Origin of the sequence: Acrocarpospora catenulata (assembly GCF_018476525.1) — a bacterium.
Classification (GTDB): domain Bacteria; phylum Actinomycetota; class Actinomycetes; order Streptosporangiales; family Streptosporangiaceae; genus Acrocarpospora; species Acrocarpospora catenulata.
The window spans coordinates 76268-102346 of the sequence record NZ_JAHCST010000014.1; the positions used below are offsets into that span (position 1 = coordinate 76268).

30 protein-coding genes and 2 pseudogenes are annotated in these 26079 nt (G+C 68.7%); 12 read left to right on the forward strand and 20 right to left on the reverse strand.

Annotated features, from left to right (window positions below):
- Positions 1-5: 5 nt before the first annotated feature.
- From KIP79_RS17030 to KIP79_RS17060, 7 genes are read right to left on the reverse strand one after another with little or no spacing between them, the layout of a single operon-like run.
- Positions 6-545, reverse strand: coding sequence for a nucleoside/nucleotide kinase family protein (locus KIP79_RS17030; RefSeq protein WP_214105798.1), 540 nt, complete (start codon positions 543-545; stop codon positions 6-8).
- Positions 542-937 carry a PPOX class F420-dependent oxidoreductase gene (locus KIP79_RS17035; protein WP_214105799.1) on the reverse strand — a complete coding sequence of 132 codons (396 nt, stop codon included), beginning with the start codon at positions 935-937 and terminating at the stop codon, positions 542-544. Before KIP79_RS17035 ends, KIP79_RS17030 begins: the two co-directional genes overlap by 4 nt.
- On the reverse strand, positions 934-1800 hold the full coding sequence (locus KIP79_RS17040; protein ID WP_214105800.1) for a sulfurtransferase: 867 nt from the start codon (positions 1798-1800) through the stop codon (positions 934-936). The genes KIP79_RS17035 and KIP79_RS17040 overlap by 4 nt, the downstream gene beginning before the upstream one ends.
- Positions 1801-1856: 56 nt before the next feature.
- Entirely contained in the window at positions 1857-2777 is a 921-nt protein-coding gene (locus KIP79_RS17045; protein WP_214105801.1) for an ABC transporter substrate-binding protein, read from the reverse strand.
- On the reverse strand, positions 2774-3559 hold the full coding sequence (locus KIP79_RS17050) for an ABC transporter ATP-binding protein (RefSeq protein ID WP_214105802.1): 786 nt from the start codon (positions 3557-3559) through the stop codon (positions 2774-2776). Before KIP79_RS17050 ends, KIP79_RS17045 begins: the two co-directional genes overlap by 4 nt.
- Complete coding sequence (locus KIP79_RS17055; RefSeq protein ID WP_214105803.1) at positions 3552-4334, reverse strand: ABC transporter permease; 783 nt, start codon at positions 4332-4334, stop codon at positions 3552-3554. Before KIP79_RS17055 ends, KIP79_RS17050 begins: the two co-directional genes overlap by 8 nt.
- Positions 4327-5346 (reverse strand): ABC transporter substrate-binding protein, encoded by a 1020-nt coding sequence (locus tag KIP79_RS17060; RefSeq protein ID WP_214105804.1) that lies wholly within the window; start codon positions 5344-5346, stop codon positions 4327-4329. The genes KIP79_RS17055 and KIP79_RS17060 overlap by 8 nt, the downstream gene beginning before the upstream one ends.
- 280 nt (positions 5347-5626) lie before the next feature.
- On the opposite strand from KIP79_RS17060, the gene KIP79_RS17065 reads away from it, so the two are divergent.
- Positions 5627-5941, forward strand: coding sequence for a hypothetical protein (locus KIP79_RS17065; protein ID WP_214105805.1), 315 nt, complete (start codon positions 5627-5629; stop codon positions 5939-5941).
- A gap of 108 nt (positions 5942-6049) precedes the next feature.
- On the opposite strand, the gene KIP79_RS17070 is transcribed toward KIP79_RS17065, so the two are convergent.
- Complete coding sequence (locus KIP79_RS17070; RefSeq protein WP_214105806.1) at positions 6050-6277, reverse strand: winged helix DNA-binding protein; 228 nt, start codon at positions 6275-6277, stop codon at positions 6050-6052.
- A gap of 36 nt (positions 6278-6313) precedes the next feature.
- Between KIP79_RS17070 and KIP79_RS48400 the strand changes: the two genes are divergently transcribed.
- Entirely contained in the window at positions 6314-6442 is a 129-nt protein-coding gene (locus tag KIP79_RS48400) for a hypothetical protein (RefSeq protein ID WP_256447296.1), read from the forward strand.
- Between the two features lie 190 nt (positions 6443-6632).
- Here the strand turns inward: KIP79_RS48400 and KIP79_RS50070 are convergent, their stop codons facing one another.
- Together KIP79_RS50070 and KIP79_RS17075 are read right to left on the reverse strand one after the other, a co-directional pair.
- A complete protein-coding gene (locus KIP79_RS50070; protein WP_372453598.1) occupies positions 6633-7139 on the reverse strand; it encodes a cyclophilin-like fold protein in 507 nt (168 codons plus the stop codon).
- Positions 7136-7970: pseudogene (locus KIP79_RS17075) on the reverse strand (zinc-binding dehydrogenase); the annotation flags it as partial. The pseudogene KIP79_RS17075 and the gene KIP79_RS50070, both read right to left, overlap by 4 nt.
- Before the next feature lie 184 nt (positions 7971-8154).
- On the opposite strand from KIP79_RS17075, the gene KIP79_RS17080 reads away from it, so the two are divergent.
- Both KIP79_RS17080 and KIP79_RS17085 read left to right on the forward strand, forming a co-directional pair.
- The gene (locus tag KIP79_RS17080) at positions 8155-8937 is read left to right on the forward strand and encodes a helix-turn-helix transcriptional regulator (RefSeq protein ID WP_308169758.1); all 783 of its coding nucleotides are present in this window, start codon (positions 8155-8157) and stop codon (positions 8935-8937) included.
- Complete coding sequence (locus tag KIP79_RS17085; RefSeq protein WP_214105807.1) at positions 8910-9113, forward strand: hypothetical protein; 204 nt, start codon at positions 8910-8912, stop codon at positions 9111-9113. Before KIP79_RS17080 ends, KIP79_RS17085 begins: the two co-directional genes overlap by 28 nt.
- Here KIP79_RS17085 and KIP79_RS17090 read toward each other — a convergent pair.
- Positions 9086-9223, reverse strand: coding sequence for a hypothetical protein (locus KIP79_RS17090; protein WP_214105808.1), 138 nt, complete (start codon positions 9221-9223; stop codon positions 9086-9088). The genes KIP79_RS17085 and KIP79_RS17090 overlap by 28 nt on opposite strands.
- A 576-nt stretch (positions 9224-9799) precedes the next feature.
- Positions 9800-10309: a MarR family winged helix-turn-helix transcriptional regulator gene (locus tag KIP79_RS17095; RefSeq protein WP_214105809.1), complete on the reverse strand. Its 510-nt coding sequence runs from the start codon at positions 10307-10309 to the stop codon at positions 9800-9802.
- A gap of 83 nt (positions 10310-10392) precedes the next feature.
- On the opposite strand from KIP79_RS17095, the gene KIP79_RS17100 reads away from it, so the two are divergent.
- Both KIP79_RS17100 and KIP79_RS17105 read left to right on the forward strand, forming a co-directional pair.
- Positions 10393-11271, forward strand: a complete 879-nt coding sequence (locus tag KIP79_RS17100) for an alpha/beta fold hydrolase (RefSeq protein ID WP_214105810.1) — start codon at positions 10393-10395, stop codon at positions 11269-11271.
- Positions 11272-11312: 41 nt separating this feature from the next.
- Positions 11313-13175, forward strand: a complete 1863-nt coding sequence (locus KIP79_RS17105) for an SDR family oxidoreductase (protein ID WP_214105811.1) — start codon at positions 11313-11315, stop codon at positions 13173-13175.
- 481 nt (positions 13176-13656) lie between these two features.
- Here KIP79_RS17105 and KIP79_RS17110 read toward each other — a convergent pair whose 3' ends face one another.
- Both KIP79_RS17110 and KIP79_RS17115 read right to left on the reverse strand, forming a co-directional pair.
- Entirely contained in the window at positions 13657-13848 is a 192-nt protein-coding gene (locus KIP79_RS17110) for a hypothetical protein (RefSeq protein ID WP_214105812.1), read from the reverse strand.
- A 52-nt stretch (positions 13849-13900) separates the two neighbouring features.
- A complete protein-coding gene (locus tag KIP79_RS17115; RefSeq protein WP_214105813.1) occupies positions 13901-14554 on the reverse strand; it encodes a glutathione S-transferase C-terminal domain-containing protein in 654 nt (217 codons plus the stop codon).
- Positions 14555-14959: 405 nt separating this feature from the next.
- On the opposite strand from KIP79_RS17115, the gene KIP79_RS17120 reads away from it, so the two are divergent.
- From KIP79_RS17120 to KIP79_RS17135, 4 genes are read left to right on the forward strand one after another with little or no spacing between them, the layout of a single operon-like run.
- Positions 14960-15901 (forward strand): amino acid ABC transporter permease, encoded by a 942-nt coding sequence (locus KIP79_RS17120; RefSeq protein WP_308169759.1) that lies wholly within the window; start codon positions 14960-14962, stop codon positions 15899-15901.
- A gap of 5 nt (positions 15902-15906) precedes the next feature.
- Positions 15907-16659: an amino acid ABC transporter ATP-binding protein gene (locus tag KIP79_RS17125; RefSeq protein WP_214105928.1), complete on the forward strand. Its 753-nt coding sequence runs from the start codon at positions 15907-15909 to the stop codon at positions 16657-16659.
- Between the two features lie 16 nt (positions 16660-16675).
- Positions 16676-17665, forward strand: coding sequence for an ABC transporter substrate-binding protein (locus KIP79_RS17130; RefSeq protein ID WP_214105814.1), 990 nt, complete (start codon positions 16676-16678; stop codon positions 17663-17665).
- Positions 17666-17707: 42 nt separating this feature from the next.
- Complete coding sequence (locus KIP79_RS17135) at positions 17708-18628, forward strand: NADP-dependent oxidoreductase (protein ID WP_214105815.1); 921 nt, start codon at positions 17708-17710, stop codon at positions 18626-18628.
- Positions 18629-19257: 629 nt separating this feature from the next.
- Here KIP79_RS17135 and KIP79_RS49475 read toward each other — a convergent pair.
- The 3 genes from KIP79_RS49475 to KIP79_RS17150 form a co-directional block, all read right to left on the reverse strand.
- Positions 19258-20199, reverse strand: coding sequence for a calcium-binding protein (locus KIP79_RS49475; RefSeq protein WP_214105816.1), 942 nt, complete (start codon positions 20197-20199; stop codon positions 19258-19260).
- Between the two features lie 139 nt (positions 20200-20338).
- Positions 20339-20689, reverse strand: coding sequence for a hypothetical protein (locus KIP79_RS17145; protein ID WP_214105817.1), 351 nt, complete (start codon positions 20687-20689; stop codon positions 20339-20341).
- A complete protein-coding gene (locus tag KIP79_RS17150; protein WP_214105818.1) occupies positions 20686-21186 on the reverse strand; it encodes a hypothetical protein in 501 nt (166 codons plus the stop codon). Before KIP79_RS17150 ends, KIP79_RS17145 begins: the two co-directional genes overlap by 4 nt.
- A gap of 86 nt (positions 21187-21272) precedes the next feature.
- Here KIP79_RS17150 and KIP79_RS17155 point away from each other — a divergent pair, with 86 nt between their 5' ends.
- Entirely contained in the window at positions 21273-21848 is a 576-nt protein-coding gene (locus KIP79_RS17155; RefSeq protein ID WP_250213381.1) for a coenzyme F420-0:L-glutamate ligase, read from the forward strand.
- On the opposite strand, the pseudogene KIP79_RS17160 reads toward KIP79_RS17155, so the two are convergent.
- The 3 genes and pseudogenes from KIP79_RS17160 to KIP79_RS17170 form a co-directional block, all read right to left on the reverse strand.
- A pseudogene (locus KIP79_RS17160) lies at positions 21838-22656 on the reverse strand (ATP-binding protein); the annotation flags it as partial. The gene KIP79_RS17155 and the pseudogene KIP79_RS17160 overlap by 11 nt on opposite strands.
- A 349-nt stretch (positions 22657-23005) precedes the next feature.
- Positions 23006-23236 carry a hypothetical protein gene (locus tag KIP79_RS17165; RefSeq protein ID WP_214105821.1) on the reverse strand — a complete coding sequence of 77 codons (231 nt, stop codon included), beginning with the start codon at positions 23234-23236 and terminating at the stop codon, positions 23006-23008.
- A gap of 167 nt (positions 23237-23403) precedes the next feature.
- Positions 23404-24684 (reverse strand): CaiB/BaiF CoA transferase family protein, encoded by a 1281-nt coding sequence (locus KIP79_RS17170; RefSeq protein ID WP_214105822.1) that lies wholly within the window; start codon positions 24682-24684, stop codon positions 23404-23406.
- A 105-nt stretch (positions 24685-24789) separates the two neighbouring features.
- Between KIP79_RS17170 and KIP79_RS17175 the strand changes: the two genes are divergently transcribed.
- Positions 24790-26079 carry an extracellular solute-binding protein gene (locus KIP79_RS17175; protein WP_214105823.1) on the forward strand — a complete coding sequence of 430 codons (1290 nt, stop codon included), beginning with the start codon at positions 24790-24792 and terminating at the stop codon, positions 26077-26079.

Consider the following 26079-nt stretch of genomic DNA (forward strand, 5'->3'; position numbering starts at 1 on the left):
GTCCCTCAATCCGTGAAAATCGTCAGGTCCGCGCGGGAACGGACGTCGTCGCGCGTGTAGTAGCGCTCCTCCTGGGCCGCCCAGCGGGTCCAGTGCGGGATGTAACTGTCGCCGTCCCGGGCCAGCGCCCGGGACCTGCGGATCTCGTCGGCGGCCTCCAGCCAGATCAGGCCGCTCAGGTACGGCGCCGCCGGGCGCGCGCCGGCGCCGACGCCCTCGACGATGAGGGTGTCCGTGGCCCGCACGTCGTGCCATTCGGCGTACTCGCCCCGGTGCCAGTCGTATCGTCGCCATCGGGCGGGCTGTCCCGCGCCGAGGCGGCGGAGCACCCATTCGACCAGCGCGTCGATCCCGGCCGACAGGCCGTCCCAGCCAGGGTAGAGATCGTCCATCCGTACCACGGGTGCGCCCAGTTTGTTGGCGCAGGCCGCCGCGAGGGTGGATTTGCCCGATCCGGAGCGTCCTTCGACGGCGAGGATGCGGGTGCGCCCGGCCTGCGGGGGGCGGTCCCGCAGCCACGCCGTGATCTCGTCGGCCTGTCTCATAGCTGGTAGCGGACCCGGTCGGGGGTGATCCGGATGACCACGCGGTCCCGTTCCTCGTCGGGGTCGCCCAGCGTGTGTTCCCGGCCGGTGTAGCTCCTGGCCAGCCTGTCGACGAGGGCGCGGGCGTCCTCGTCGGTGATCTTCGCGGTGCCTCTGATCTCGACGTACCGGGTGGGCTTGGCGCGGGAGTAGACCAGGATGCTGGCGTTGGGGTCGCGCTGGAGGTTGCGCACCTTGCGGCGGCCGCGTTTCGTCGCCATCATCAGGTCGTCGCCGTCGCGCCCCACCCACATCACCGACAGTTGGGCGCGGCCGTCGGGCTCGGTGGTGGCCAGGACGGCGAATTCGGGGGCGTCGAGGAATGCCCGGACGTCGTCGGGGAGGATGGTCACCGTTGTTCTCCTACGGTCAGGGGCAGCGCCGGGTCGGCGGCCCATTCCTCCAGGGAGCCGTCGTAGACAGCCACGTCGTCCCGGCCCAGCAGGGTCAGGGCGAGCGCGAGGCTGGCGGCTGAGATCCCTCCGCCGCAGTACACCCAGATCGGGCCGTCGCCGAGGTCCGTGGTCGCCGTCCGCAGTTCCGCAATCGGAAGGTATCTGCCGTCCGGGCCGGTCAGGCCGCGCGCGGGCACGTTGGCGCTGCCGGGGATGTGGCCGCGCCGGGCGTACCGTGACGGCACTTCGCCGCGGAACGCCTCGGGAGACAGCGCGCACACGACCGTCGCCGCCACGGTGCCCTCCGACCAGGAGACCAGATCATCCTTACCGACCCAGTACCCGTCTCGCGGGCGCGGCGTCAGCGATCCGGGCGTCGTGGTCGTCGTGGTCGCGAGCCCCGCCTCGGTGGGCAGCCCGGCGTCACGCCAAGCCCGCAGGCCGCCGTCGAGAACGTGGACGTCGACCCCTATCCAGCGGAGTAGCCACCACAGCCGCGCCGCCCACAGCCCCCCGGCCGTGTCGTACACCACCACGGTGGTCCCGTCGGTGACGCCGAGCCCGCCCAGGCGTTCGGCCAGGACGGCGGGAGCCGGCCGGGCGAAATGGACTGGCGAGCCTGGGTCGCTGAGATCGTGGAGCAGGTCGGCGTGGACCGAGCCGGGAATGTGCTCCCGCGCCCACCCGTCCCGCCCCGAGGAGGACCGGTGATCCCCGTCATGGCGGGGAGCCGCGAGCGCCACGGTGGCGTCCAGCACGACCAGACCGGGACGGGTGGCCCGTTCGGCGAGCCAGGCCGGATCGACGAGCGGTCGCGCCATGCGGGCGGGACGTCCCACACCCTGGCCGTGACGATGATCAGGTCGTAGTGGCCCGGTCACCGGGAGGCCGCCGAATCAGGCAGGAGATCGGTCCTGACGGCCTCCGCCCAGCCGTCGGCCGTGGGCAGCACGCCGTTGACGGCCAGCCATTGGGCGTAGGACCGCATGAGCTCGTCCCGGATCTCGCCCCATCGGCCGCCGTGCGTCCAGGTGGGCGCGATGAGTTCGAGCGAGCGGGACAGCAGCTTCCGGGGGAAGTACGGGATCACCCGGTCCAGGATCGCCAGGGCCTGGCCCGGGTCCTCAATGGCCGTGCGGTACCCCCGCTCGGTGACCGCCAGGAAGTCCCGGATCAGGTCCGGTTCGTCCCGCAGCGCGGGCCCGACGCCCAGCAGGTAGCTGTGGTACGGCGGCACGCCGATCTCGTCGACCAGCCACATCACCCTCCGGTCCCCCGGCAGGTCGCCCATCAGGGCGTCCCACGCCCAGTATCCGCCGAACGTGGCGTCGGCCTCGCCCGCCGCGATGTCGTCGACGCTGAGCTCGCGGGAACCGCTGTTCACCAGGACGAGGGCGTCGGGGTCGCCGCCGTCCGCGGCCACGAGATGGCGGACCATGGCCACGCCGCGGGGGGTCGGGTTGAGCGCGAGCCGCTTCCCGGCCAGGTCGCGCGGGCGCTCGATGCCGAGGCCGGTGACGGTCTGGATGGTCTCCATGCCGCGATGGTTGATCGCCGCGACGGCCTTCAGGTCCTCGCCGGCGGCGTGCCGTACGAGCAGGCGGTTGGTCGGGAAGACGCCGAAGTGCGTCTCGCCGCGGGACAGGTGGGCCAGCGTGTCGCCGCGCAGCGGGTCGTGTACGGCGATCTCGACGTCGAAGCCGGCCTCGCGGTACCACCCCGCGCTACTGGCGACGTAGAAACCGGCCGCGTTGGTCCATGGGTGGAAATATTCCAGCATTACGCGCAGGTGGGTCATCTTGCTTGCCTTGGATCGTGTTTGAGCAGGTGGGTCAGCCGGCGCTTCAGCCGGACGAACTCGGGGTCGTCGACCACCTCGTCGGGGCGGGGACGGGCGAAGGGCACCTCGACCCGTTCCAGTACGGTGGCCGGTCGCCCGGTGAACACGTACACGGTGGAGGAGAGCAGCAAGGCCTCCTCGACGTTGTGGGTAATGAACAGGATGGAGCGGCGGTTCTCCTCCCAGATGTCCAGGAGCCAGCGGTGCATGTCGACGCGGAGGATGGCGTCCAGCGCGCTGAACGGCTCGTCCAGCAGGAGCAGTTCGTGGTCGCTGAGCAGCGCGCGCAGGAACGCGACCCGCTGCTGCATGCCGCCGGAGAGGGTGTGCGGGTAGGCCGACGCGAAGCCGTCCAGGCCGGCCTTGGCCAGCCATTCGCGGGCGAGCGCCCTGGACCTGCGGCGGGGCTCCCCGGTGATCTCCCTGGCCAGCACCACGTTGTTCTCGATGGTGCGCCAGGGAAGGAGCGCGGGCTGCTGGGGCATGTAGCCGATCAGCCCGCGGCGGCCGGCGACGTCCTGCCCGCCGACGCGTACGGTCCCCCGGTCGGCCGCCAGCAGGCCGCCGACGATGTGGAACAAGGTGCTCTTCCCGCCGCCCGACGGTCCCACGATCGACACGAACTCCCCGTTCTCCACGCGGAGGGAGATGTCGACCAGGACCGGGAGCGTCTCCTGCCCGCGGCGGAAGGACTTGTGGACGCCGTCCACCTCCAGGGCGACCGCCGGCTCGCTACTCATGGGCGTCACGCCTGGGTCGGCCACGGACCAGAATCCTTTCCAGCAGCACGACCGTACCGAAGATCAGTAGGCTGATCAGCACGACGATCGCGATCGAGACGAACATCCGGTCGGCGCGGAAGGCCGACTTCTGAATGATCATGTAACGGCCGATGCCCTGCTCGCTGCCGAGCCACTCGGAGATGATCGCCCCGAACACGCTGTACGTCGCCGCGATCTTGAGGCCGGAGAACACGGCAGGAAGCGCGTTCGGGAACTCCAGCTTGGCGAAGAGCTGCCGCCGGTTCGCCCCGCTCATCCGGAGATAGTTCGTCGTCACCGGATCGGTCCTGGCCAGGCCGTCCAGCGTGGCCACGGCCACCGGGAAGAAGCAGACCAGGACGATCACGATCACCTTGGGCAGCACCCCGAAACCCAGCCAGACCACCAGCAGCGGGGCGAGCGCGATCGTGGGGATGTTCTGGCTGACCACCAGCAGCGGGTAGACCGCCGCGCGCAGCACCGGCACGACGTGCAGCACCACCGCGACGAGCAGGCCGATGGCCACGCCCGCCGAGAAGCCGAGCAGCGTCAGCCGTACCGTGGCGAGCGTGTGGCCGGCCAGCGACTCGCGGTCGGCCCCGCCCGCCGCCACGATGTCGGCCGGGCTCGGCAGCAACCACCTGTCGATCCCCGACAGGACGGTGAACAGTTGCCAGGCCGCCAGGATCAGCACGATCGCGACGAGGGGCGGAACCCAGCGCCGCGCCCGGGGGCCCGGCGACGTTTCAGCCATTGGCCGGCAGGAAGTCGTTCGTGAACGCCTTGGCCGGGTCCACCTCGACGTCGAGCACCTTCTGCTGGAACAGCCAGGCCGAGAAGTCCGACCAGATCTGCGGGTTCTGCTGGCCCCAGCGCGGCGCGTCGTCCCGGTAGCGCGGGCTGAGCCACTCCTGGCTCTTCTTCACCAGTTCGGCGTCGAGATCCGGTGCGGCGGCCAGCAGGATGTCGGCGGACTCGGCGACGTTGGCGGCGGCGTAGGCGTAGCCCTCCGAGGTGGCGGCGAGGAAGTCCTTGACGAGGGCGGGGTCCTTCCTGATCCGCGTCTCGTTGGTGATCAGGATCGGCGTGTAGAAGTCGAGTGCCTTGTCGTAGTCCTTGACGTACTGGATGTTGACCGATTCGCCGCGCAGTTCGGCTTCGATGCCCGTCCAGGCGTAGAAGATCCAGACCAGGTCGATGCCCTTCTTGGTGGCGGCGAAGAAGTCGGCGTTGCCCACGTTGACCGTCTTGATCGTGGCCGGGTCGCCGCCGTCGGCCTTGACGATCGTCTTGAGCAGGGGTTCCTCGATGGGGCCGCCGAAGGAGCCGTAGGTCTTGCCGGCGTACTCGGCGGGGCGGGTGAGCGGGCGGTCCTTGGGCGAGGCGAAGCCGGAGGTGTTGTGTTGGATGATCGCGGCAATGGAGACCAGCGGGGCGCCCTGCGAGCGCGCCTGGGTGAGCGCCTCCTGGTAGCCGACCGCGAAGGGGATCTTGTCCGCGGCGACCAGGGCGGAGGGGTCGGCGTCGCCCGGCTGGATGATCTCGACGTCGAGCCCGTGCTTGGCGTAGAAGTTCTTGGCCTTGGCCACGTACAGCCCGGTGTGGTTGGTGTTCGGCGTCCAGTCGAGGGAGACCTGGATCTTGCGGAGCGGCGCGGCGGAACCCTCGGCGGTGCTCCGGGGGCTCGGGTCACCGCCGCAGGAGACCAGCCCGGCGACGAGAAGAGAGGTGGTGGTGAGGGTCGCGAGGGCGCGGTGCAGTTTCATCGGGGGTCTCCGTGTGCGGGGTGCCGGCCGAGCCGGCTAAACAGGTATTTCATGTCGGGATTGTAGGTAAATCTCCCCTCAAGATACCAGGTCCCGCTGGCCTGGGGCTTTGGCGGTCACGGCAAGAGTCCCGCTTCCTCTTCAACATCATGAACGACCGGCAATCCGAACTGCTCGCCGTCGCCGCCATCCGTGCCATCAACCCGATCCCCGCCGGCCTGCGCATCGAAAGGACCTGACCGGCGGACATGACCGAGACCTTCGATCCGTAGGAGAGGGCATGGTCAGTGCCCTGGGTGCGTCGATGGCCGGGATCATCGAGTTGGCCGTCCAGGGTCAGTGCAAGGCGTTGGAGAACCTGACCGGGGGTCTCGCCGGTCGCGGTGGCGCACCAGCGGAGCAGGAGTTGCGTGATGAGAGCGTGAACGAGAGCTTCCCTGCCCCACAGTTCGTGCTGTGCGCGGGCGGTTTGTTCAAGGTCGTGGCGTTCTCCGGGGAGCAGCGGGGAGTGGGTAACGCGTCCAGGTCAGAGCGGGCTTTCCGCCCATCGACCGGTGATCGCGGTGATCAACTCCTGCGCCTTCTCGATCGTTAGCAGGGCGGCCGCAGAGTGGTCCGAACAGACAAAGTGTCCAAAGGATTCAAGCACCACCCGAGCTGCATCTGAGCTGCCTCCGACATGTGTGGTGCTCTGAGGCGTTGGTCAGAAGGGGTGGGTTCCAGGGCGCGGGCCGTCTGGATCTACGGCGCGCAACACCCGGGCGCCGATCTCGCGCAGTTGTTTCCGCTGCGCCTTGGTCATCGGGTCGAAGACCAAGCGGCGAACCTCTGCGACGTGGCCGGGCGCGGTCGCGACGATCTTGTCCCAGCCGTCGTCGGTGAGGATCGCGAGCGTGTAACGTCCGTCGGTCGGGTCCGGTGTGCGGCGCACCCAGCCGCGCTGGCCGAAGGGCGAGAGGCGCCCAGAGTGGACGACCAGATATGCGCGGCGGCGGTGTGGAACGCGGCCCGGCACGGGCTCGACGGGCCCGGCTTCGACGTGGTCGAGGCGCGCGCCGTGCCCGCCGCGCGGCTTCTCGACCGGCTCCTGCTATGAATGATGGGCGCGGACGTGATCGGAACGTGGTGAGCGCCCGCTGCGTGTATGGCAACGTCCAGCAAACCGGCTCCACCAGGCCCTACGCGGGTCTGTGGCCTGGTCGCCAGGGATCCGTCGTGGTCGATGTGCGGACTACCGCAGCCTTGTCCGCCACGACTGAAGGGACCATCCCCACGCTCCATTCGGCTCATTCGGCCAGCGCGACGGTGACATCGCCTTCCTGCAGCCGCTGCAGTTGTTCGGCGGTGGCGTTGTAGGTGCCGATATGGATCACCTGATCTGAGTAGCCGACGCCAGCGGTGTTGTAGTAGAAGCCGAGGTTGCCCCAGGGGACGAAGTAGATGAGATCGCCGTCTTCAGGGTCTGACCCCGGCGAGCCGGTGGTGTTCAGCTTGCGGGGGAGGTAGCCGATCTTCTCTCGGCCGTTGAATTCCTCGAAGGAGATGGCGAGGGGGCATCGCGAGAAAGTCCCGAGTTGTGGCGTTTTCGGCCCCCATGATGACGTCGACAGAGGTATCGCCGGCGGTGAAGCGCACGATGCTGCCCTTCGACCTGACGCGCTGCGGAGGAAGCCTCTGTCGACGTGGTGTTGGGGGTGCCCGCCGAGGTAGAGGGTCGAGGCGCCCGGATGGGCCCGAGGTTGTCGGAGATCGTTGCCGGGGCGCGCATCCTCTGGGGGCGGGATATCGGTCAGGGGAGCAGGAGAGCCTTGATCGCGCGGCGTTCGTCCATGGCTTTGTACCCCTCGGCCGCCTGCTCCAGCGGCAGGGTAAGGTCGAAGACCTTGCCGGGGTCGATCTCGCGGTTGCAGATCAGGTCGATCAGCTCCGGCAGGTACTGACGCACCGGCGCCGGGCCGCCGTGCAGATGCACCAGGGAGAAGAACAGCTCGTCGCCGGGCAACGCGGCGTCGTGGGCGACACCGACGAAGCCGACGTGGCTGCCGGGGCGGGTGGAGTGGATGGCCTGCATCATCGACTCTTGAGTGCCGACCGCCTCAATGACGCTGTGGGCGCCGAACCCGCCCGTCAGCTCCTTGACCCTGGCCACGCCCTCGTCCCCGCGCTCGGTGACGATCTCGCTGGCACCGGACTGGCGGGCGAGCTCCTGCCGCGGCGCGTGCCGGCTCATCGCGATGATCCGCTCGGCCCCCAGCTGCTTGGCGGCCAGGACCCCCGCACAGGCCGACCGCGCCGTCACCGACGACGGCGACGGTCTTACCCGGCCCTGCCTCGGCGGCGACGGCGCCGAACCAGCCGGTGCCCAGGACGTCGGAGGCGGCCAGCAGGCTCGGGACCAGGTCCGCATCCGGCATGTCGGGGATCGCGACGAGCGTGCCGTCGGCGAGCGGCACCCGCGCCAGCTGGGCCTGGGTGCCCAGTGTGCCCATGAGCCCGCGGTGGACGCACGCGCTCTGGTAGCCCGCCCGGCAGATCGCGCAGGTGTTGTCGGAGGCCCAGAACGAGCCGACCACGAACCGGCCCGGCCTGATGGTCGTGACCTGGCTGCCGACCTCCTCCACGATGCTCCAGCTCACGGGCGGGAGGTCGCGCTTATCGGGGGGACAACCTCTATCCCCTTCCGCCCTGCGGGCCGCTCCCTACAGTGAAGACTGCACGACAACCGAGACGAGATCCGCGACTTCCTCACCAGCCGGCGCGCGAGAATCAGCCCGCAGCAGGCCGGGCCGGCACCTGGGGCGCCGCCGGGTGCCGGGCCTGCGCCGCGAGGAAGTCGCCGTCCTGGCCGGCGTGAGCACCGACTGGTACACCCGTCTCGAAAAAGGCCATATCACCGGCGTCTCAGACGACGTCCTGAACGCCGTCGCCCGCGCCCTGCAGCTTGACGACGCCGAACGGGCCCATCTGTTCGACCTGGCCCGTGCGGCTGGCGCCGGGCACCGTCCCCGCCGCCCCGCCCACAAGGTCCGGCCCGGGCTGCAGCGGATGCTGGACGCGACCGATGCCCCCGCGATCATCCGCAACGGCCGCATGGACATCATGGCCGCCAACCGCCTCGGCCGCGCCATGTACTGGCCCGTCTTCCAGACCTCGTACCCCGGCCAGAGCCCGACGCGCCCCCGACCGGCCAACATCGCGCGCTTTCAGTTCCTCGATCCGGCCGGGCCCGACTTCTTCCCTGACTGGGACCTCTCCGCCGACATCACCGTCGCCCTGCTGCGCACCGAAGCCAGCCGCGACCCTTACAGCAAGGACCTCACCGATCTGATCGGCGAGTTGTCCACCCACAGCGCCGACTTCCGCACCCGCTGGGCCCAGCACAACGTCCGCCTCCACCACACCGGACACCAAGACCTTCCACCACCCCACGGTCGGCGACCTCACCCTCGACTACGACGGCCAGGCCCAGTAGGAACGGCCCCGTTGACTGCGGGGATCAGGTCGTTCAGCCGCAGGCCGGACAGCTCCCGTAAGGACGACGTGGTCACGCAGCGGAGCAAGCGTTGGTCACCGTCCTGGCGACGCTGCTGACCGACGGCCGTCGCCGATACGCTCTTGCCCGCGCCCGGCTCGCCGATCACCACCAGCTGGCGGTGCTCCAGCCCGCGAAACCGCTGCACGATGTGGTCGGTGTCGCCCGCCAGCGGCCGCTCACTCCAACTGGCGCCGGGCTCGCCGGTCACCACCTGGCGGTCCCGGCCACCTGAACGGTGCCGGTCGCCAGATTGCCCACCAGCCCGATCGCGACCCCTACCAGCAACGACGCCGCAACGACCTGCTTGGCCCACCGGCCACCATCCTCGCCCACGCCGCTCATGCCCCCAGGATCACGGGCCATCTCCACCGGCGACAACACCAACGGCACAGCCCATCACAATCCATGACCAACCGGCCGATCCGTGCGCACAGACCGGCAACGGCAGAGCTCAGGGCGTGGACCTCGATGATGCAGACCGGCCTCCCAGGCCCCCGGAATGAAGTGGCTGGACATAGCTAAGTAATGATCTTCTGCTGGCCCGATCGGCTGTGGGGATCCCGATCCGGGTTAGCTCAAACGCTTGTACCTGGCTTGGGTCGGACCGGGCCCTGCCGTGATTGCTCACGGTGGGTTTCCCCGGCCTGCCCGCCGCACCCGGCGTGCGCGTCTCCGCGCACCGGGCGCTCCACGTGCCTTGCCCTGGAGGAGCTCGGCCGGGCGGTCGAGTTCGGGTACGCCCGGCACGCTGATCGTCAACCTTTCCGTTTCCCGTGGGGCCTTAGCAGACTGGCCGGATCACTGCTCGGGCGTCTCGCAATCGCCGGCGGCGAAGTATCTTCACGGCTCGACGAATGCGAGCACTACGGTTCCGGCTTGTCTGTCCCGCAGCGATCATGCCGGCGCACCTTGGCCGTCTCATTGTCCGCATTCTTCGGGGTCGATTTCTTCTCGGTGGGCGGTTTGCGCCACCCGCTCCAGCAGCATCCGCAGCTGCTGTTGCTCGGCGGGATCCAGATCGGCCAGCAGCTGTGCCTCCGCCGCGCTCAGGCGCTCGCGGGCCGCGTTCAGAGCCTGGGTGCCCTTTTCCGTGATGAGCACTCGACGCGCTCGGCGGTCGACTGGGTCCGGCTGACGGGTGAGCAAGCCGGCGGCCTCCAGGTCGTCGAGCAGGTACGTCATCACAGTCTTGTTCAGCGCCGCCTGCTGGGCGAGAGCGAGTTGGGAGCGGGGTGGTCCCGACACGACTGCCATCAGCACCAGGTAGCCCCGGGGGCCGCCGGGCAGGGCGGCGACGGAGCTGGTGGCGGTCCTGCGAAACGCGCCGGACACCATGCGGATCGCCCATCCCAGGTCGCTGTCCAGGCCGATGGGTTCGGTTTCGGGGTCATCGGCCGGGGGCTTGCGCGCGGTTGCTCTGGGCGTCATCACTCGATGGTAGGTCCTCGCCGAGATGACATGCAAGGTAGACGAGCTACTTAGTGGATAGTCTTGTAAGTAGACTATCCACTATGGATACTGATCGTATGAATTCACTCGATCACCCTTGGTTGCCTGCCGGGTTCCGGACGCGCCTCGTGGACACCAACGGCACTCGTCTGGCGGTCACTGTTGGGGGTGATGGCCCGCCGCTGGTGCTGATGCACGGATGGCCGCAGACTTCACGCATCTGGCGACACGTCATGCCGGCCCTGGCCGAGCGCTTCACCGTGGTAGCGCCGGATCTGCGGGGAACCGGTGCCAGCGACCTTGCCGAGGACGGCTACCGCAAGCTCGACCAGGTCGAAGACATGCGTGGTCTGCTCACGACCCTGAATCTCGCGGGACCGGCCGTCGTGGCCGGGCACGACATCGGCGCCACGGTCGCCTTCGCCTGGGCGCTGGCGCATCCGGCCGATCTCTCGGCTGTGGTGCTGCTCGACCCCTTGCTGCCAGGGCTCGGATTGGAAGAGGCCATGAACGTCGCCGAGGGTGGCATGTGGCATTTCGGGTTCTTCATGGCCCCACACCTGCCGGAGATGCTGTTCGACGGCCATGAGCTGGAGTTCTTCACCGCCACGTTCACTGCCATGAGCAATGCCGGCACGTTTGACCAGGCCGATCTCGAGACCTACGCCGATGCTTACCGGGGACGTGCTCGGCTGCGTGGCGGCTTCGAGCACTACCGAACCATGCTGCGCGATGGCGCGGACACCCGGCGCCTGCTCGAGCAGCAGTCCGTGGCGGTGCCCGTACTGGTCATGCGCGCGGGAGCTCACGAACCGGTGGGGCCCGACGTTCTGGCGCAGCACGTCAAGAACCTCACCGTGGTGTCCGCGCCGACCGGGCACTTCATCGCGGAAGAAGCTCCGGACTGGTTCGTGGCCACACTGAACGACTTCCTGGCCTGAGCACACCACCAAACGACATCCGACCATTGAGGAGCACACCCATGTCCAACCGCGTCTGGGAACCGGTCACCCTCGGCCGGCTCACTCTCCGGCACCGTTTCGCGCTTTCACCGATGACGCGTAGCCGCGCGCTTCCCGACGGCACCCCCGGACCCTCCGCGGCCCGGTACTACGCCCAGCGCGCCGACCTCGGATTGGTCATCAGCGAAGGAACCCAGCCCTCCGAGGACGGCCAGGGCTATCCCCTCACGCCGGGAATCTACACCGACGATCACGTCGCGGGCTGGCGAAAGATCGCCGATGCCGTCCACGAAGCCGGCGGTCACCTGTTCATCCAGCTCATGCACGCCGGCCGGATGGCGCACCCGGACAACACTCCACACCATCGCCAGCCGGTGGGTGTCTCGGCTGTGGCGCCCGCTGCTCCCATCTTCACCGCTGCCGGGCTGCAGCAGCCGCCGACCCCTCGTGAACTGGCGGAGGCCGAGATTCCCGGCGTGATCGCCGAGTTCCGCCACGCCGCGCGCAAGGCCGTCGAAGCGGGCGCGGACGGAGTCGAACTGCACGGCGCGGGCGGCTATCTGATCCACTCCTTCCTGGGCGTCAACTCCAACATCCGAACCGACGCGTATGGCGGTTCCGTGGCCGGGCGGGCGCGGTTCGTCCTGGAGTTGGTGTCGGCGGTCGCCGACGAGATCGGCGCGGACCGCACCGCGATCAGGCTCTCGCCCTACAACACCCACGGCGACGTCGACGAGGGCGCTGACGGCCTCGAGCTATACCGGTATCTCGCTCGTAGCCTCGATTCCCTGGGCTTGGCCTACCTGCACATCTACGACTTCGGACGGGAGGACGTGCTCACCGCGATCCGCACCGCGTGGACCGGCCCCCTGCTGGTGGTCCGTGACGGGCGCACGCGAGACGACCTGGTGCGTGATCTGGACTCCGGTCTCGCCGACGTCGTGCCGATCGGCAGGCTTGCCCTGGCCAATCCGGACTTCGTCGAGCGGTTCCGTCAGGACGCGCCGATGACAGACGTGGACCTGGCCACCATGTTCGGCGGCGGTGACGAAGGCTACATCGACTATCCGACGTTGGCCGAAGCCGGGACAATTGCCGGCGCATCGATGACAGAAAGCGAGTCAGCTCCCATGAACACCGAGATGACGTTGCACGGGACCACCGCTCTGGTGACGGGCGCGACGGCGGGTATCGGCCGTGCCGTAGCGCTGGCGCTCGCCGGCCACGGGGCCGAGGTCGTCGCGCACGGGCGGCACTCCGAGCGGGGTGCCGAGCTGGTCGAGGAGATCACCGGGCAGGGCGGCAAAGCCCGCTTCATCGCCGCCGACCTGACCGACGCCGACGACGTCCTGCGGCTGGCCGCCGACGCCGGTGACCTCGACATTCTGGTAAACAACGCGGGCATCTACGAACTCGCCGGCACGCCCGGCACCGACGTCGCGGGCTTCGACCGGCAGTTCGCGGTGAACACCCGGGCACCGTTCCTGCTCGTCGGGGCTCTGGCGCCGGCCATGGCCAAGCGTGGCCGCGGGTTCATCGTGAACATCAACTCCCGTGCGTCCACTTTCGCTGCCCCGGTCGGCGCGGCCTATGGTGCGTCCAAGGCGGCCGTCGACGTGCTGACCCGGTATTGGGCGACCGAGTTCGGCGCGAACGGTGTCCGGGTGAATGGCATTTCGCCCGGCATGATCCGCACCGCAGGTACCACGGCGATGTTCGGGGACGGCCTCGACGCTCTCGGAGGGGCCAATCTCCGAGGCCGGATCGGTGAGCCGGAGGAGATCGCGCAGATCGTGCTGTTTTTGGTCAGCGAAGCCAGCAGCTACATCAACGGCACGGTCATCGCCGCCGACGGCGGCGAACTGAGCACTGTTCCTTCGTGAACCCCCGGGCATCAGTTCGCGGCCTGGGGCGGTCCGCCTAGGCGGGTCCCCGGCTGGGGAGCCGGGGAGTCATCCCGCTGCCGGGCGACCTCGACAGCGGACGCGCCGAAGTCGTCGCGGCCGGCGCTGGGAAAGGGCACCACGGGCGCGCTCTACCACGCTGTCGCCGGTGAGACGCCCGACCGCCGGATCGCGGAAGCCATCGTCGCCGGCCTGGGGTGCGGTACCCACAGCCAGACCGGGGTGGAAGCGGCGGAGGCCAGATTGAATTCGGTGCGTTGGTCATGTTGTCCGCGTCCAGTTGTGGCATGGCACCGCAGATCAGGGACCAAGCGTGCTGTCCGAGGATGCAGTAGTCCCGGGTTGAAGCGCTGCGAATAGGTGAAGTCCTCCGGTTACGAAGGGGGCCATTCTTGAAACGGCTGGACTGAAGTTGACGGGATCCCGTCTGATCATCGTGATCAGGCGGGATCTTGTCGTTTTAGGGGTTTCCGAACCGGGTTCGTCCTGGTTTGGGGGCTGCGGAGCAGATGTCCGGGAAGGCCCGGGTGGTGTCAGGCCGCTGGTGGAGGTCGGAGCTCGCGTCGCTGGGCATGCCGATGCCGGCTCCGGGCCGCCGATGCCAGTCCTGCCAGCTCAGGACGAATTCTTCTGCTCTGCCGTCGACTGTCATGCCTCCTCCTCGATCGTCTTCTTGGCCGATGTCAGCGGTCCGACCGTCTCCCTTACCGGTACGCGGCGAGAGCCTCACGCCCGTGCGGGGACTCCCAGTCACCGGCGTACGGCTCGACCAGGACACGCCAGGGCGCCTCGCGGGGGGACGCCGGTGAGGTCTGGGCCATCCTGGCGATCGCGGCGAAGTCGGTGGTGTCGCGGAACGGCGGGAGTTGGTAGAGGTCCCTGGCGTAGGCCCACAGCTGTGGCAAGTCGACCAGCCGTAGCTTGCTGATCTTGATTAGGGGGTTGTAGCCGAGGTCGTACCGGACGAGCAGTGTCCAGAGCCGCAGATCGGGCATGGTGATCCGCGGGCCAAGCAGGAATCTGCGATGCCTCAGCCGTTCGTCCAGCTCGTTGAAGACAGCGAGCAGCCGCTTGCGTTCTGTGGTGTACTCCTCGCCGGTCGCCGCGAGGGCGACACGAAGGATGGTCCCCTCAACGTACTCTTCGAAGACGTTGTCGAGCTCCAGGAGTTCGCGCCGTAGCCGGTGGGGGGAGAGGTCGGGCTGCCCTTCGCCGAGATGGATCAGCTCCCGTACGATGGCGACCCGCTGCTCCACCGCATCGGCGTCGATGGCGGCCAGGCGCGAATCGATGTCGATGAGGGCGTGCTCAGCCGCCCGGTCGGCGAACCTCTTGTGGTTGATGATGGTCTTGGACATGGTGCTCCCTCGTCAGTTCGGTCAGGTGATCAGTGAGCGAGAGAGGGAGACACCTGGCGGAATGCGAGCGGCACAAGTCGATCTCCAGCCGGGCCACCAGGAGCGGCGACCGGCCGACGACGGCACCGGCGGCGATCAAGTCCGGGCCCGGCCGATGGGAGTGCCACCGAACAAGACTCATACAACAAAGCTAGGCACATCGATCGAAAAGTCAATAATTCCTACCTGATTTACATGAATTTTCGGAGCCGTCGACAAGGTGGTGGCCAAGATCATCACCGATGTCACGCGAAGACGGCGCCCTGCAAGATCGGCGGCGAGAAGCGCAGGCAGTCGACCGGCGCAAAAAACCTACTAAACAAGTAGGACTTGACGGGAACTTCGAGCGGTGCTGAGGTTTGGGGTGTGAGCGAACCTTGGAAAGAGCGGCGTCCCGGTGGCCGCGGACCCGGGCCGTCCCCGCCAGGCCAGAGGACGGCGGTCACCGAAGCCCGGACCGAGCCACCGCCGAAACAGCCCGGCGGGGCTGCGCCGAAGGTCGTCCCGACCCGGCGTCCGCTGCGCTGGCTGGCGACCTTCGTCGTGTTCGTGCTGCTGGCCATGGTGGCCAACGCCCTGGTCACCAATCCGGCCTGGGAGTGGGAGGTCGTCGGGGCGTATCTGTTCGCGCCTTCGGTGGTGCGGTCGGTGCTGCTCACCATGGAGCTGACCGCGCTCGGCATCGTGCTCGGGTTCGCGCTCGGGACCGTGCTCGCCCTCATGCGCCTGTCGTCCAACCGGCTGCTGTCCTCGGTCGCCTGGGGCTACGTCTGGCTGTTCCGGTCGGTGCCGCTCATCCTGCAGCTGCTGTTCTGGTACAACCTGGCGCTGCTCTACCCGCGCCTGTCCTTCGGCGTCCCCTTCGGTCCGGGCTTCTTCGACGTGGGCACGATGGACCTGATCAGCCCGCTCGCCGCCGCGGCGCTCGGGCTCGCCCTGCACCAGGCCGCGTACGCGGCAGAGATCGTCCGGGGCGGTCTGCTGTCCGTGGATCCCGGCCAGCGCGAAGCCGCCGCGGCGCTCGGCATTCCCCGGGCGCGGCGGCTGCTGCGGATCATCCTGCCGCAGGCCATGCGGACCATCGTCCCGAACGCGGGCAACGAGATCATCGGCCTGGTCAAGGGCACCTCGGTGGTCTACATCATGGCCCTGCCCGAACTGTTCTACCAGGTCCAGGTGATCTACAACCGGAACGGCCGGGTGATGGCCCTGCTCCTGGTGGCGGCCATCTGGTACCTGATCCTGACCACTCTCCTGTCCATCGGCCAGTACTACGTCGAGCGCTACTACGGCAGGGGGCGCTCGTGACAGTCATGGTGGAGCTGACCGACGTGCACAAAAGCTTCGGCTCCCTGGAGGTGCTGCGCGGCGTCAGTCTCCGCGTACGGCAGGGCGAGGTGGCCGTCATCCTTGGCCCGTCCGGTTCCGGCAAGTCCACGCTGCTACGCACGATCAACCACCTAGAGAAGATCCAGACCGGCACGGTCGAGGTGGACGGGGAACTGCTCGGCTATCGCCGCTCCGGCGACCGGCTCCACGAGCTGCCCGAGCGGGAGGTCCTCCGGCAGCGCACCAGCATCGGTTTCGTCTTCCAGAACTTCAACCTGTTCCCGCACCTCACCGTCCGGGAGAACGTCTCGGAGGCGCCCCGGTCGGCGCAGCGGCGTCCGCGTGCCGAGGTGGACGCGCTCGTTGACCGGCTGCTCGACCGGGTGGGCCTGGCCGACAAGGCCGACGCCTACCCGCGCACGCTCTCCGGCGGCCAGCAGCAGCGGGTGGCCATCGCCCGCGCGCTCGCCCTGGAGCCCAAGGTGGTGCTGTTCGACGAGCCCACCTCCGCCCTCGACCCGGAACTCGTCGGCGAGGTACTGGAGGTGATGAAGGGCCTGGCCCGCAGCGGCACGACCATGCTCGTGGTCACCCATGAGATCGGCTTCGCCCGTGAGGTGGCCGACACCGTCGTGTTCATGGACGCCGGCCTGATCGTCGAGCAGGGCCCGCCGTCTCAGGTCATCGACCATCCCCGGCACGAACGCACCCGCGCTTTCATCGGCAAAGTCCTCTGAGCGACAAGGAACCCTGATGCGCCTTACCTTACGGCGGGCCGCCGCCGTACCCGCCTTCTCGCTGCTGCTCCTCGCCGCCGCGTGCGGCGAGGAGCCCACGCTCGCGCCCGCCACCGCGCCCAGCTCGGCCGCGCCGGCCGTGGGCGGTCAGACGATCAACACCGGCCCGGACCAGAACCGGGTGCGCGCCGAGAAGGTGGACGCCCTCGCCGCCCAGGTGCCCGCCGCCATCGCCGAGGACGGCAAGCTGACGGTCGGCTTCAGCGGGGAGGGCTCGCCGCCGCTGGTCTTCCCGGCCACCGACGACACCACCCTGATCGGGGTGGAGACCGACCTCGCCCAGCTGGTGGCGGACGTGCTCGGCCTGGAGGTCGCGCCGGAGAACAGCTCGTGGGAGAACCTGTTCCTGGGCACCAAGTCCGGCAAGTACGAGGCCGTCTTCAACAACGTCACCGTCACCGAGGAGCGCAAGGACACCTACGACTTCGCCACCTACCGGATCGACCAGCTCGGCTGGCAGGTGATCGACTCCAGCCCGATCAAGGAGATCGGCAAGCCGGCCGACATCGCGGGCCTGCGTGTCTCGGTGGACTCCGGCACCAACCAGGAGAAGATCCTGCTCGACTGGGACGAGCAGAACAAGCAGGCCGGCCTGAAGCCGGCGGAGATCTCGTACTACCACAAGTACGGCGATGCGCTGCTGGCCCTGAAGTCGGGCCGCATTCAGGCCTACTTCGGCCCCAACCCGGCCATCGCCTACAACATCGCGGTCAGCGGCGGCTCCCGCATCGTCGGCACCGCTTCCGGCGCCGGGCCGGATCTCCAGGGCCTCATCGCCGCCATGACGAAGAAGGACAACGGCCTGGTCAAACCGCTCAACGAGGCGCTCAACACGTTGATCGGCAACGGCAAGTACGCGGAGGTGCTGGCTCGCTGGGGGCTGAGCAACGAAGCGATCCCGCAGTCCCAGATAAACCCACCCGGTCTCCCCAGGCAGGGGGCCTGAAATGCGCAAGAGAGCTGAACAATCAGGAATGGGGGAAGTTTGATGGCGAGAGCCTACGTCTATCGCGAGCACGGCGGCCCTGAGGTGGAGGGCCTGGCCGACCTGCCCCGGCCGGTCCCGGGTCCGGGACAGGTGCTGGTCGAGGTCAGGGCCGCCGGAGTCAACCCGGTCGACTGGAAGCGCAGGACCGGATACACCCCGCCGGGCGCGCCCCCGGAGGCGTTGCCCGCCGTCTTCGGCAGCGAGGTCTCCGGCCGGGTGGCCGAGGTTGGTCCGGGCGTCACGGACTTCGCGCCGGGCGACGCGGTCTTCGGCAACCCGATCACTGGCGGCTATGCCGAGTACACCCTGCTTCCCGTCCAACTGAGCGCGCGCAAGCCGTCCGACGTCTCGTTCCAGGACGCGGCCACGCTGCCGGTCGCAGCGGCCACCGCGTACGACGCCCTCCAGCAGCTCGGCCTGCCGCCCGGGTCGACGTTGCTGATCACCGGTGTGGGCGGCGGGGTCGGCGTGGCGGCCGCGCAGATCGCCCGCCACGCCGGCCTGCGTGTGGTCGGTACCGCGAGCGCCGCGAAGAAGGATCTCGTGGGCTCGCTGGGCGTCATTCACGTGGAGCCGGGGCCTGGGACGGCCGGCCGGGTACGCGCCGCCGCGCCCGGCGGCATCGACGCGATCGTCGACCTGGTCGGCGGCACCGCCTTGGAAGAGGTGGCCGAGGTGCTCGGGGACCGCGCCAAGCTGGTCACGGCGGCGGATCGGGCGACGGTGGCGACGCTCGGCGGCGTTTGGGTGGCGCGGGCGCGCAACCGCGAGGTGCTGGACGCGGTGGCCCGGCTGGTCACCGAGGGCGTGCTGGATCCGCACGTGACGCAGACCTTCCCGCTGGCCGAGGCCGGGCGGGCGTTGCGCGTGGTGGAGGAGGGTCACGCCCAGGGCAAGATCGTGATCGAAGTGCCTGGGTGAGCGAGGTTCTGGACAATCCCGCGTGGGCTTCCCTGACAGGGGCCCACGCGCACCTGGCGGAGCGGCACGGGGGAGTGTTGCGGTATCCGCTGGACGTCTCCCCGTTCCTGGCCTTGCCGAACGAGCCGTCCCTGTCCGACTGGGACGACGTGGCCGCGCCTTCAAAAGGGAGGAACGCGGGCGAAAGTCAGGACGAGGCCCGGGAAGTGAGGATGGTCCGGGCACCGCGCACAGCGGTGGTCTCCACGACAGTCATCAACTCACCTCCTTCGTCTCCATAAGCGAACAGATTGTCGCTGCTGCAACTACTTACCGCCCGCCGTGAACATCGGCGCCGCTCAGGCGGCACGTTGGAGACGTAGACCGGGCAGACGCGGTTCCGCTCGCGGAGAGCGTCCAGCCTTCTTGGACCTTGCGCATGCCGGTGCGGTGCAGGCGCCTCCACTCCAGATGCACCTAGCGGAAGCCGCACCGGGGCAGCCAGTACGCCAGGGCCGGACCGGCGATACTGGCATCGGAGATCAGAATGCTCGTGCTCTTCGTGTCGCGCTCCTCAGGTCATCGATCACCCGAGGCTCGTGCGACGACGCTGACCGGCCGCATACCGAGGGCTGACCGTCCCGGCGGGATTACAGTTCGCAGCTGATTTCCACGTCGACGCCCGACCCGCCGGTGCAGTCGTCGGCGAAGCCGAGGCCGCCGTTCAGGGTGTCGTTGCCCGAGCCGCCCCACAGGGTGTCGTTGCCCAGGCGGCCCTCGAGCATGTCGTTGCCCAGGCCGCCTTTCAACGTGTCGTTGCCCGGGCCGCCGATCAATGTGTCGTCTCCGACTCCGCCGGTCAGCGTGTCGGCGCCGGCGCCTCCGAGCAGGGTGTCGTTGCCGGATTTGCCGGTGATATTGTCGTCGCCACCTCCGCCGTTCAGGGTGTTGGCGAGGGAGTTGCCGGTCAGGGTGTCGGACGCGGAGCCGCCGGTGACGTTCTCGATGCCGGTCAGGGTGTCGGATTCGCCTGCCTCACCGCAGGGGCAGGCGGCTAGGTCGACGGTGACCGGGGCGACGCGGCCAATGTAGCTGACGGTGTCGTTGCCGGTGCCGCCGACGATCTGGTGCCGGCCGGGGCCGGAGTGGATGAGGTCGTCGCCCGGGCCGCCGTCGATCAGGGAGCCGATGCTGCCGGGGTAGCCGTAGACGATGTCGTCGCCCGAGCCCAGGCCGATCAGGGCGTGGTTGGGGCCCGTCGGGTTGACGATGTCGTCAAGGTCGCCGACCTCGACGATGAGCTGGCCGCCGAAGCCGGACCTGGCCGTGCACTGGACCAGCGTGAGGTCCCTGGCGTCGGGGTGGAGGCAGCCTTCGAGCGGGGTGATGGCGACGATGTCGTCGACGAGGTAGGTGTTGGGATCGGTGCGGGTGAACACCACGTGGTTGACCTGGCCGGGCGCGGCCGTGTAGTTGAGCTCGCCGCCCTGCACCCACGCGCTGGTGACGACCGCGTAGGCGGGGGTCACCGCGATCGTGGTGGAAAGAGTGAGGATCGCCGCGATAACCGCGGTTGACCGTAATGCTGACACGCGCTTCTCCTGTCGGGTGAGAATGCCTGCCCGCAGGGTCCGCCCACGCCGTTGAGAGCCGCTTGCCGGCCGCTTGCACGCGCGTCAGCCGTGATTCCCGGCTTGGCCGGGCGTTCCTTCCAGGCTGGGGGAGTCGGTCCTACTGCGATACCCGGGTGAAGACGATGCGCTCGGGTGTCTGCTTGTCGTACGGGCTGGTCGACTCCAGTTCGGCCTGGTTACCGTCCGCGCTGACGGTGACGGTCGTCGCGTTGGCCCACTCGTATCGGCAGTTGTGGCCGTTCTGTCCGTGGACCCAGCGAATTTCGCCGGTGTAGTTGGGGTGGCTCCCGAAGATGTGGAGGACGACTTCGCCGGCGGGGAACGGGCAGCCGGAATGCGGTTCGACGACTTGGGTGATCCGGAAGCCCTCCCAGCCGGCGCTGGTCTTACGTAGGTCGATGTTCCCGTCTCCCTCCCGCCATACCCCGCTCAGGTCTCTGGCCGTCACCTGGAGGGAGGCGCCGGCGCGGCGGTCCTGAGTGCGGCCGGTAGCGGCGATGCCGACGGCACCAGGGGTGGCGGGCGCGGTCGCCTCAAGGGACGCCTCGCCACCTTTGCGGTGACTTTGCCGAGCTGGGAGTCATCGAGGGTGAAGGTGACCTCCTCGCCGTCGTCGAACCCGCGCGCGGAGACGGTGAACTTCTCCCCGGCGGCGACGCTGGACGCCGACAGCGAGAGGGTGATCTCGGCCTTGGTGACCGTGACGGTTCTGCTTGCCGACCGGTTGGAGGTGAGTCCCTTCGCGCTGATCGTGTACTGCCCGGGAGTGGTTCCCGGGGTGATGTCGATCTTCGTCGCGCCCTTGGTGTCGGCGGTGGTGGTCACGGGTTGCCCGGAACCCGCGGGGCTCGACCACTGGAACTCCACCGTCTCCCCAGGGGTGAAACCGGTGGCCCGCGCGGTCACCGGTTGGCCGGCCGGGGCTGAGGCCGGTGAGAGCGTCATCTGGGCGACCGGCGGCTGAACGGGTGGACTTGGACTGGGGCTGGGGCTGTGCGGACGCGGACTCGGGGGAGGCGCGTCAGCGCCCGATGCGGTCCGCCGGCTGTGGCCGCACTACATCCGGCGCGTCCGCGACTGGCTCACCGCAGGGCAGCACGCCGCCACCGGGCAGCGGGCCGATCAGCTCGCTGTCGCGCACGCCCGTCTGCACACCGTCCTCATTTTCGCAGGAGCCCGCCGATGACCGCCGCCCCGACCTCCGGCTTCACCGCCTTCGCCCTGGAGCCCTTCCCCGAACTCCAGCCCGGCGACGACCTGGCAGGCACCATCATCGACGTGCCACCCGCACCAGCACCGTACTGGAGAACGGGGACATCCTCGTCGTCGCCAGCAAGGTGGTGTCCATCGCCGAGAAGCGGTACGTCGACCTGGCCGACGTCACCCCCGGCACCGAGGCCCTGGACATCTCCGCCCGCACCGGTAAGCCCGCCGAGATCGTGCAGCTCATCCTGGACAACTCCACCGACCACTTCCTGCCCACCTCGCGGGGCCCGATCATCGCCCGGCACACGCTCGGCTACCAACTCACCTCAGCGGGGATCGACCGCGCCGGAGCCGAAGGCGCCTGGCTGCTGCCGGTGGACCCCGACGCCTCCGCCGGGTAAGCACCTTCAGCATGACCGTGTTGTCCAGGTTGTCGCGGACAAGCCGCTGCCCGAGCAGCCGCACGAGCGGCTCGGTGCTGTGCACCATCTCGGCGATGCGCTCTGCGCGGTCCGGTGCGTCGGGGGTGCGCGTCCAGGTGGCGTAGATGCTTGCGGACGCCCGCGTAGACACGGGCGCGGTTGCGGTGCAGCAGCGGTTGGCCGAACCAGGCGAACACGACGCCGCGCGCCAGGTCGCAGACCACGGGGAAGCGGACCTGGGTCGCCGCCACCAACCGCTCCAGCGCGAGACCGGTGAGCTCGCGCAGTGTCTGGTCCGGCGGCGGCTCCCGCAGCCACGCGCGCAGCAACGCCGCGACGGCTTTGGCGTCGGCGGCCGTGCGCTGCTGGGCGAGAAAGATCCGAAACACAGCGGCCTCGAGATCGGGGGAGGGCGTGAGTTCGGTGACACCGTAGTGGCTGAGCGCCTTGGCGAGCTTGGTCTGGAAGGCTTCCGGCAGGCCGGCCCGCTCGACGTCCAGGCTCTGCAGGTAGGCGTGGAAGTACTCGCGGGCGCTGTGCACGTGGCCGTCACCGCCGCCTCCTCTCCCGCCGACCGCTTACGGCTCAGCTCAGCGAGGTCGGCGAACACGTCGAGGAGTTTGAGCTCCCCGGCCAGCGGCTGGTGGCCGTCCTCGGGGGCCGTCGCGCGCGCGGCGAGGTAGTCATCGAGCACCCGGCGTTCGTCGTGCGGGTCGACGTCGAAGCCCAGCAGCAGGCTGCGCAGGTCCTCCTGGCCGCGCGTGATGCGCGCGTGCAACGGGATCTCCCCCAGCGCTGATGCCGCTCCCGCCGATCCTCGGCATACCGAGGCCCTCATCGACAACCTCCTAGCTAGCACCATGCTGCACAAGCTCATGGAAGAGCGCGTAGTAGGCCGTTGAGGTGGCACGCCTCAGATAGGCGGTCCGAGGACGACCACGTCCTGCGGTACGGCCCGCGAGGGTGTCGGCAAGGTGAAGGTAGTCGTCCGCCTTGAAGTCACGCCTGACTCTCAGTCCCGCTGATCCCGGGTCAGGGCTTGGTCAATGACACCCGTGCTGTTGCCTTCCACCGGCCCTTCGGCGTCTTCCCGACTCTCGTACTCTTCCTGAGTGAACAGTGTGACGTAAACGTGCTCATCGAGGTGACGTTCGGCAGCAAGCCTGTTCACCTGCTTTCGCAGCGCGTGAGTAAAGTCGGCCGTCGGGTGCGTCCACAATGATCAGAGCCTTTAGTGCCGCCTCACCCTCCGCGTCCACGTACGGCTCGACAAAGGCCTGTCGGATGGTTGGCGCGTCTGGAATCCGCACGTTCTCGATCGCCTCGGCCAGGTCCTTCAAGGCTTCGTCCTGCCGTTTCAAGCTCATGACGACCACCTTCGCACTTCCCAAGTTCGATCGGAGGGCAGGCAAGTGTTGCGCCCGCGGGCATCCCGTGCCCACCGGGTGCCTCCAGCGTGGCCAAAGCGACGCCCAGCGTAGCCATTCCTCCGGCTTGATGACTGCTGAACAGCAGGTCCGACCTCCGTTCAGCCTCACTCCCGGTCGCGCTCATGTTGCGGACTGTAGGGAAGAGGTGTGGACGTCACGCCGGCGGACAGCAGGTCGAGGATCGTCTGCTCGGAGTAGCTCAGTTCGGTGAGGATTTCGCGGGAGTGGGTGCCTGCGGGCATGGGCGGGCGGTTCGGCAGGAGTGGGTCCGTGCCGAGCATGAAGCCGAGTAGTGGTATGCCCAGCGGGCCGTCGATTCCGGGGATCTGCGTCGGGGCGAAGGCGCCGCGTTCGGCGTACTGGGCGTCGTTCAGAGAGTCGGCGAGGGTCTCGCGGACTCGGGCGGCGGGGACGTGGTGCTCCTGGAGGAAGTCCTCCCACTCCTGTGCGGTGCGGGTGAGCATGATCGCGGACAGGACGGCGTGCTCACGGTCGAAGTCGGCGACGGGGGAGTTGAACGGGTCCTGTTTGATCAGGTCGGGGCGTTCCAGGAGCGTCCAGAGCCGTTGCATCTGGGCGGTGTTGCAGGCGCCGAGCATGATCGACCCCTCCTTGGTGGCGTACATCGAGGTGGTGGCGAGGGCCATGGTGTTGCCGGTCGGCACGGGTTCGAAGCCGTCGCGTAGGTGCGAGGTGACGTGGCAGGCCATCAGGGCCGCCGCGACGTCGATCATGCCGACGTCGATCGACATGCCCTCGCCGGTGCGCAGCAGGTGGACCAGGCCGCCGGCGATGGCGAACGCGGCGGTCAGCCCGGTGGCGTAGTCGATGGCCGGGGAACCCTGCCGCAGCGGATACAGTTGACGGTCCCCGTTGGCGGACATGTAACCCGAGGTCGCCTGGACGACGTTCTCGTACCCGGTGTACTCGCGCTTGGGCCCGCGGGCGCCGAACGCCGAGACGGCGCAGTGGACCAGCCGGGGATTGATGGCCGCCAGATCCCGGTAGCCGAGGCCGAGCCGTTCGAAGGCGCCGGGGCGCGCGTTGGTCAGGAACACGTCGCTCTCCCGCACGAGGTCCTTGAGCACGGTACGCCCGCGTTCGTCCTTGAGGTCGAGGGTGAGGAAGCGCTTGCCGGCGTTCTGCGTCAGGAACTGGGTCCCCATGCTCCGGTCGTTCAGGGCGGGATCGGTGCCGACCTGGCGGACGAAGTCGGGCGCGGAGGGGTTCTCGACCTTGATGACATCGGCGCCCAGCAGGGCCAACTGGTACGCGGCGTACGGCGCGGCGAGCACCTGGGAGGTGTCGATCACACGGATGCCGGCGAAGGGGCGGGGGATGGCCATGGACTGCACCTCGATGGGTTTCGCGATGTGAAATGTCACGCTCCGTCCTCGGCACCGTGGTTGCCAGGAGGCCGGGTCCTCCATATTATTCGATTAAGTGAACGTCGGGGGAGGAGACCGCACAAAAGCGGCAAGGAGGCAACGGTGCACCAGAAGTTGGGTTCGGCCATCGCGGGCGTCACAGTGGGCGCGCTCGCGCTTGCGCTCGCCGCGTGCGGGTCCGGTTCCACCGGCACAGGTTCCGGCGGAGACTCCGGCGAGGTGAAGATTCTCAGCTGGCGTCTCGCCGACCCAGGGGCGCTGGGCAAGCTCCACCAGAGCTGGATCGACGCCTTCAACAAGAGCCAGAACAAGATCACCGTCAAGGGCGAGCCGGTTCCGTTCGCCGACAAGGGCACCAAGCTGGTGAACACCGCGCTGAGCGGCTCGGCCCCGGACATCGTGGCCATCACCACCTCGGAGATCGCCGACTACGCGAAGTACCTGCAGCCGGTGGACAAGTACTGGGAGGCCGAAGGGTCCGCCTTCTCGGGGGCGTTCACCGACTCGGCCAAAGCCCTGGCCACCTGGGACGGCCACCTGTGGGGCATCCCCATCGAGGACGGCACCAGCGACGCCGTCTACTACAACAAGAAGGTCCTGGCCAAGGCCGGCGTCGACGTCGAGAACGCCGTGAGCTCGTGGGACAACTTCCGGGCGGCGCTGAAGGCCGTCAAGGCCAGCGGCGGCACCCCGATGGTCTTCCAGGGCAAGGACGCGTCGAGCTTCGAGCGGCACTGGGCCTGGTACGTGGCCGGAGGCGTCAATCTGAACGATCCGAACCAGTACGTCAAGGAGATGTGCGGCCCGGCGGCGGAGAAGACCTTCAGCTGGCTGACCGGGCTCTACAGCGACGGCGGCTTGGTCCCCAACCCGTCGGGCATCGGCTACGACGAGCTGACCCGCCAGTTCGCCGCGGGCGACGTCGGCTTCGTCACCGACGGCCCATGGGGCAAGGGCATCTTCGAAGGCAACAACGCCGCCATCAAGGACGACCTGGGCGTGACCCACATGCCGCCCATGACCGAGGGCGGCGTCACCGGAGCCAACGAGGACGCGCTGATCTTCGTCGTGCCCAAGGAGGCCAAGAACCCTGACGGCGCGTGGGAGTTCATCAAGTACATGAGCACCGACGCCGCGCAGCAGGGCAGCGCCGAAGCGGGCGGCTTCGTCCCCACCAGGACCGCCGTGTTCGACTCGCCCGCCGTCACCGGCAACGAGTTGCTCTCGACGTACAGCACTCTGATCAAGAAGAGCGGGTTCACCCGGCCGCGCGGCCCGAAGATGGCCGAGATGCGGCAGATCCTGATCACCGCCTACCAGGCCGCGGCCACCGGGCAGCAGCCTGCCGCCGAGGCGTTCCAGTCCGCCTGCGGGCAGCTCAAGGGACTGTGA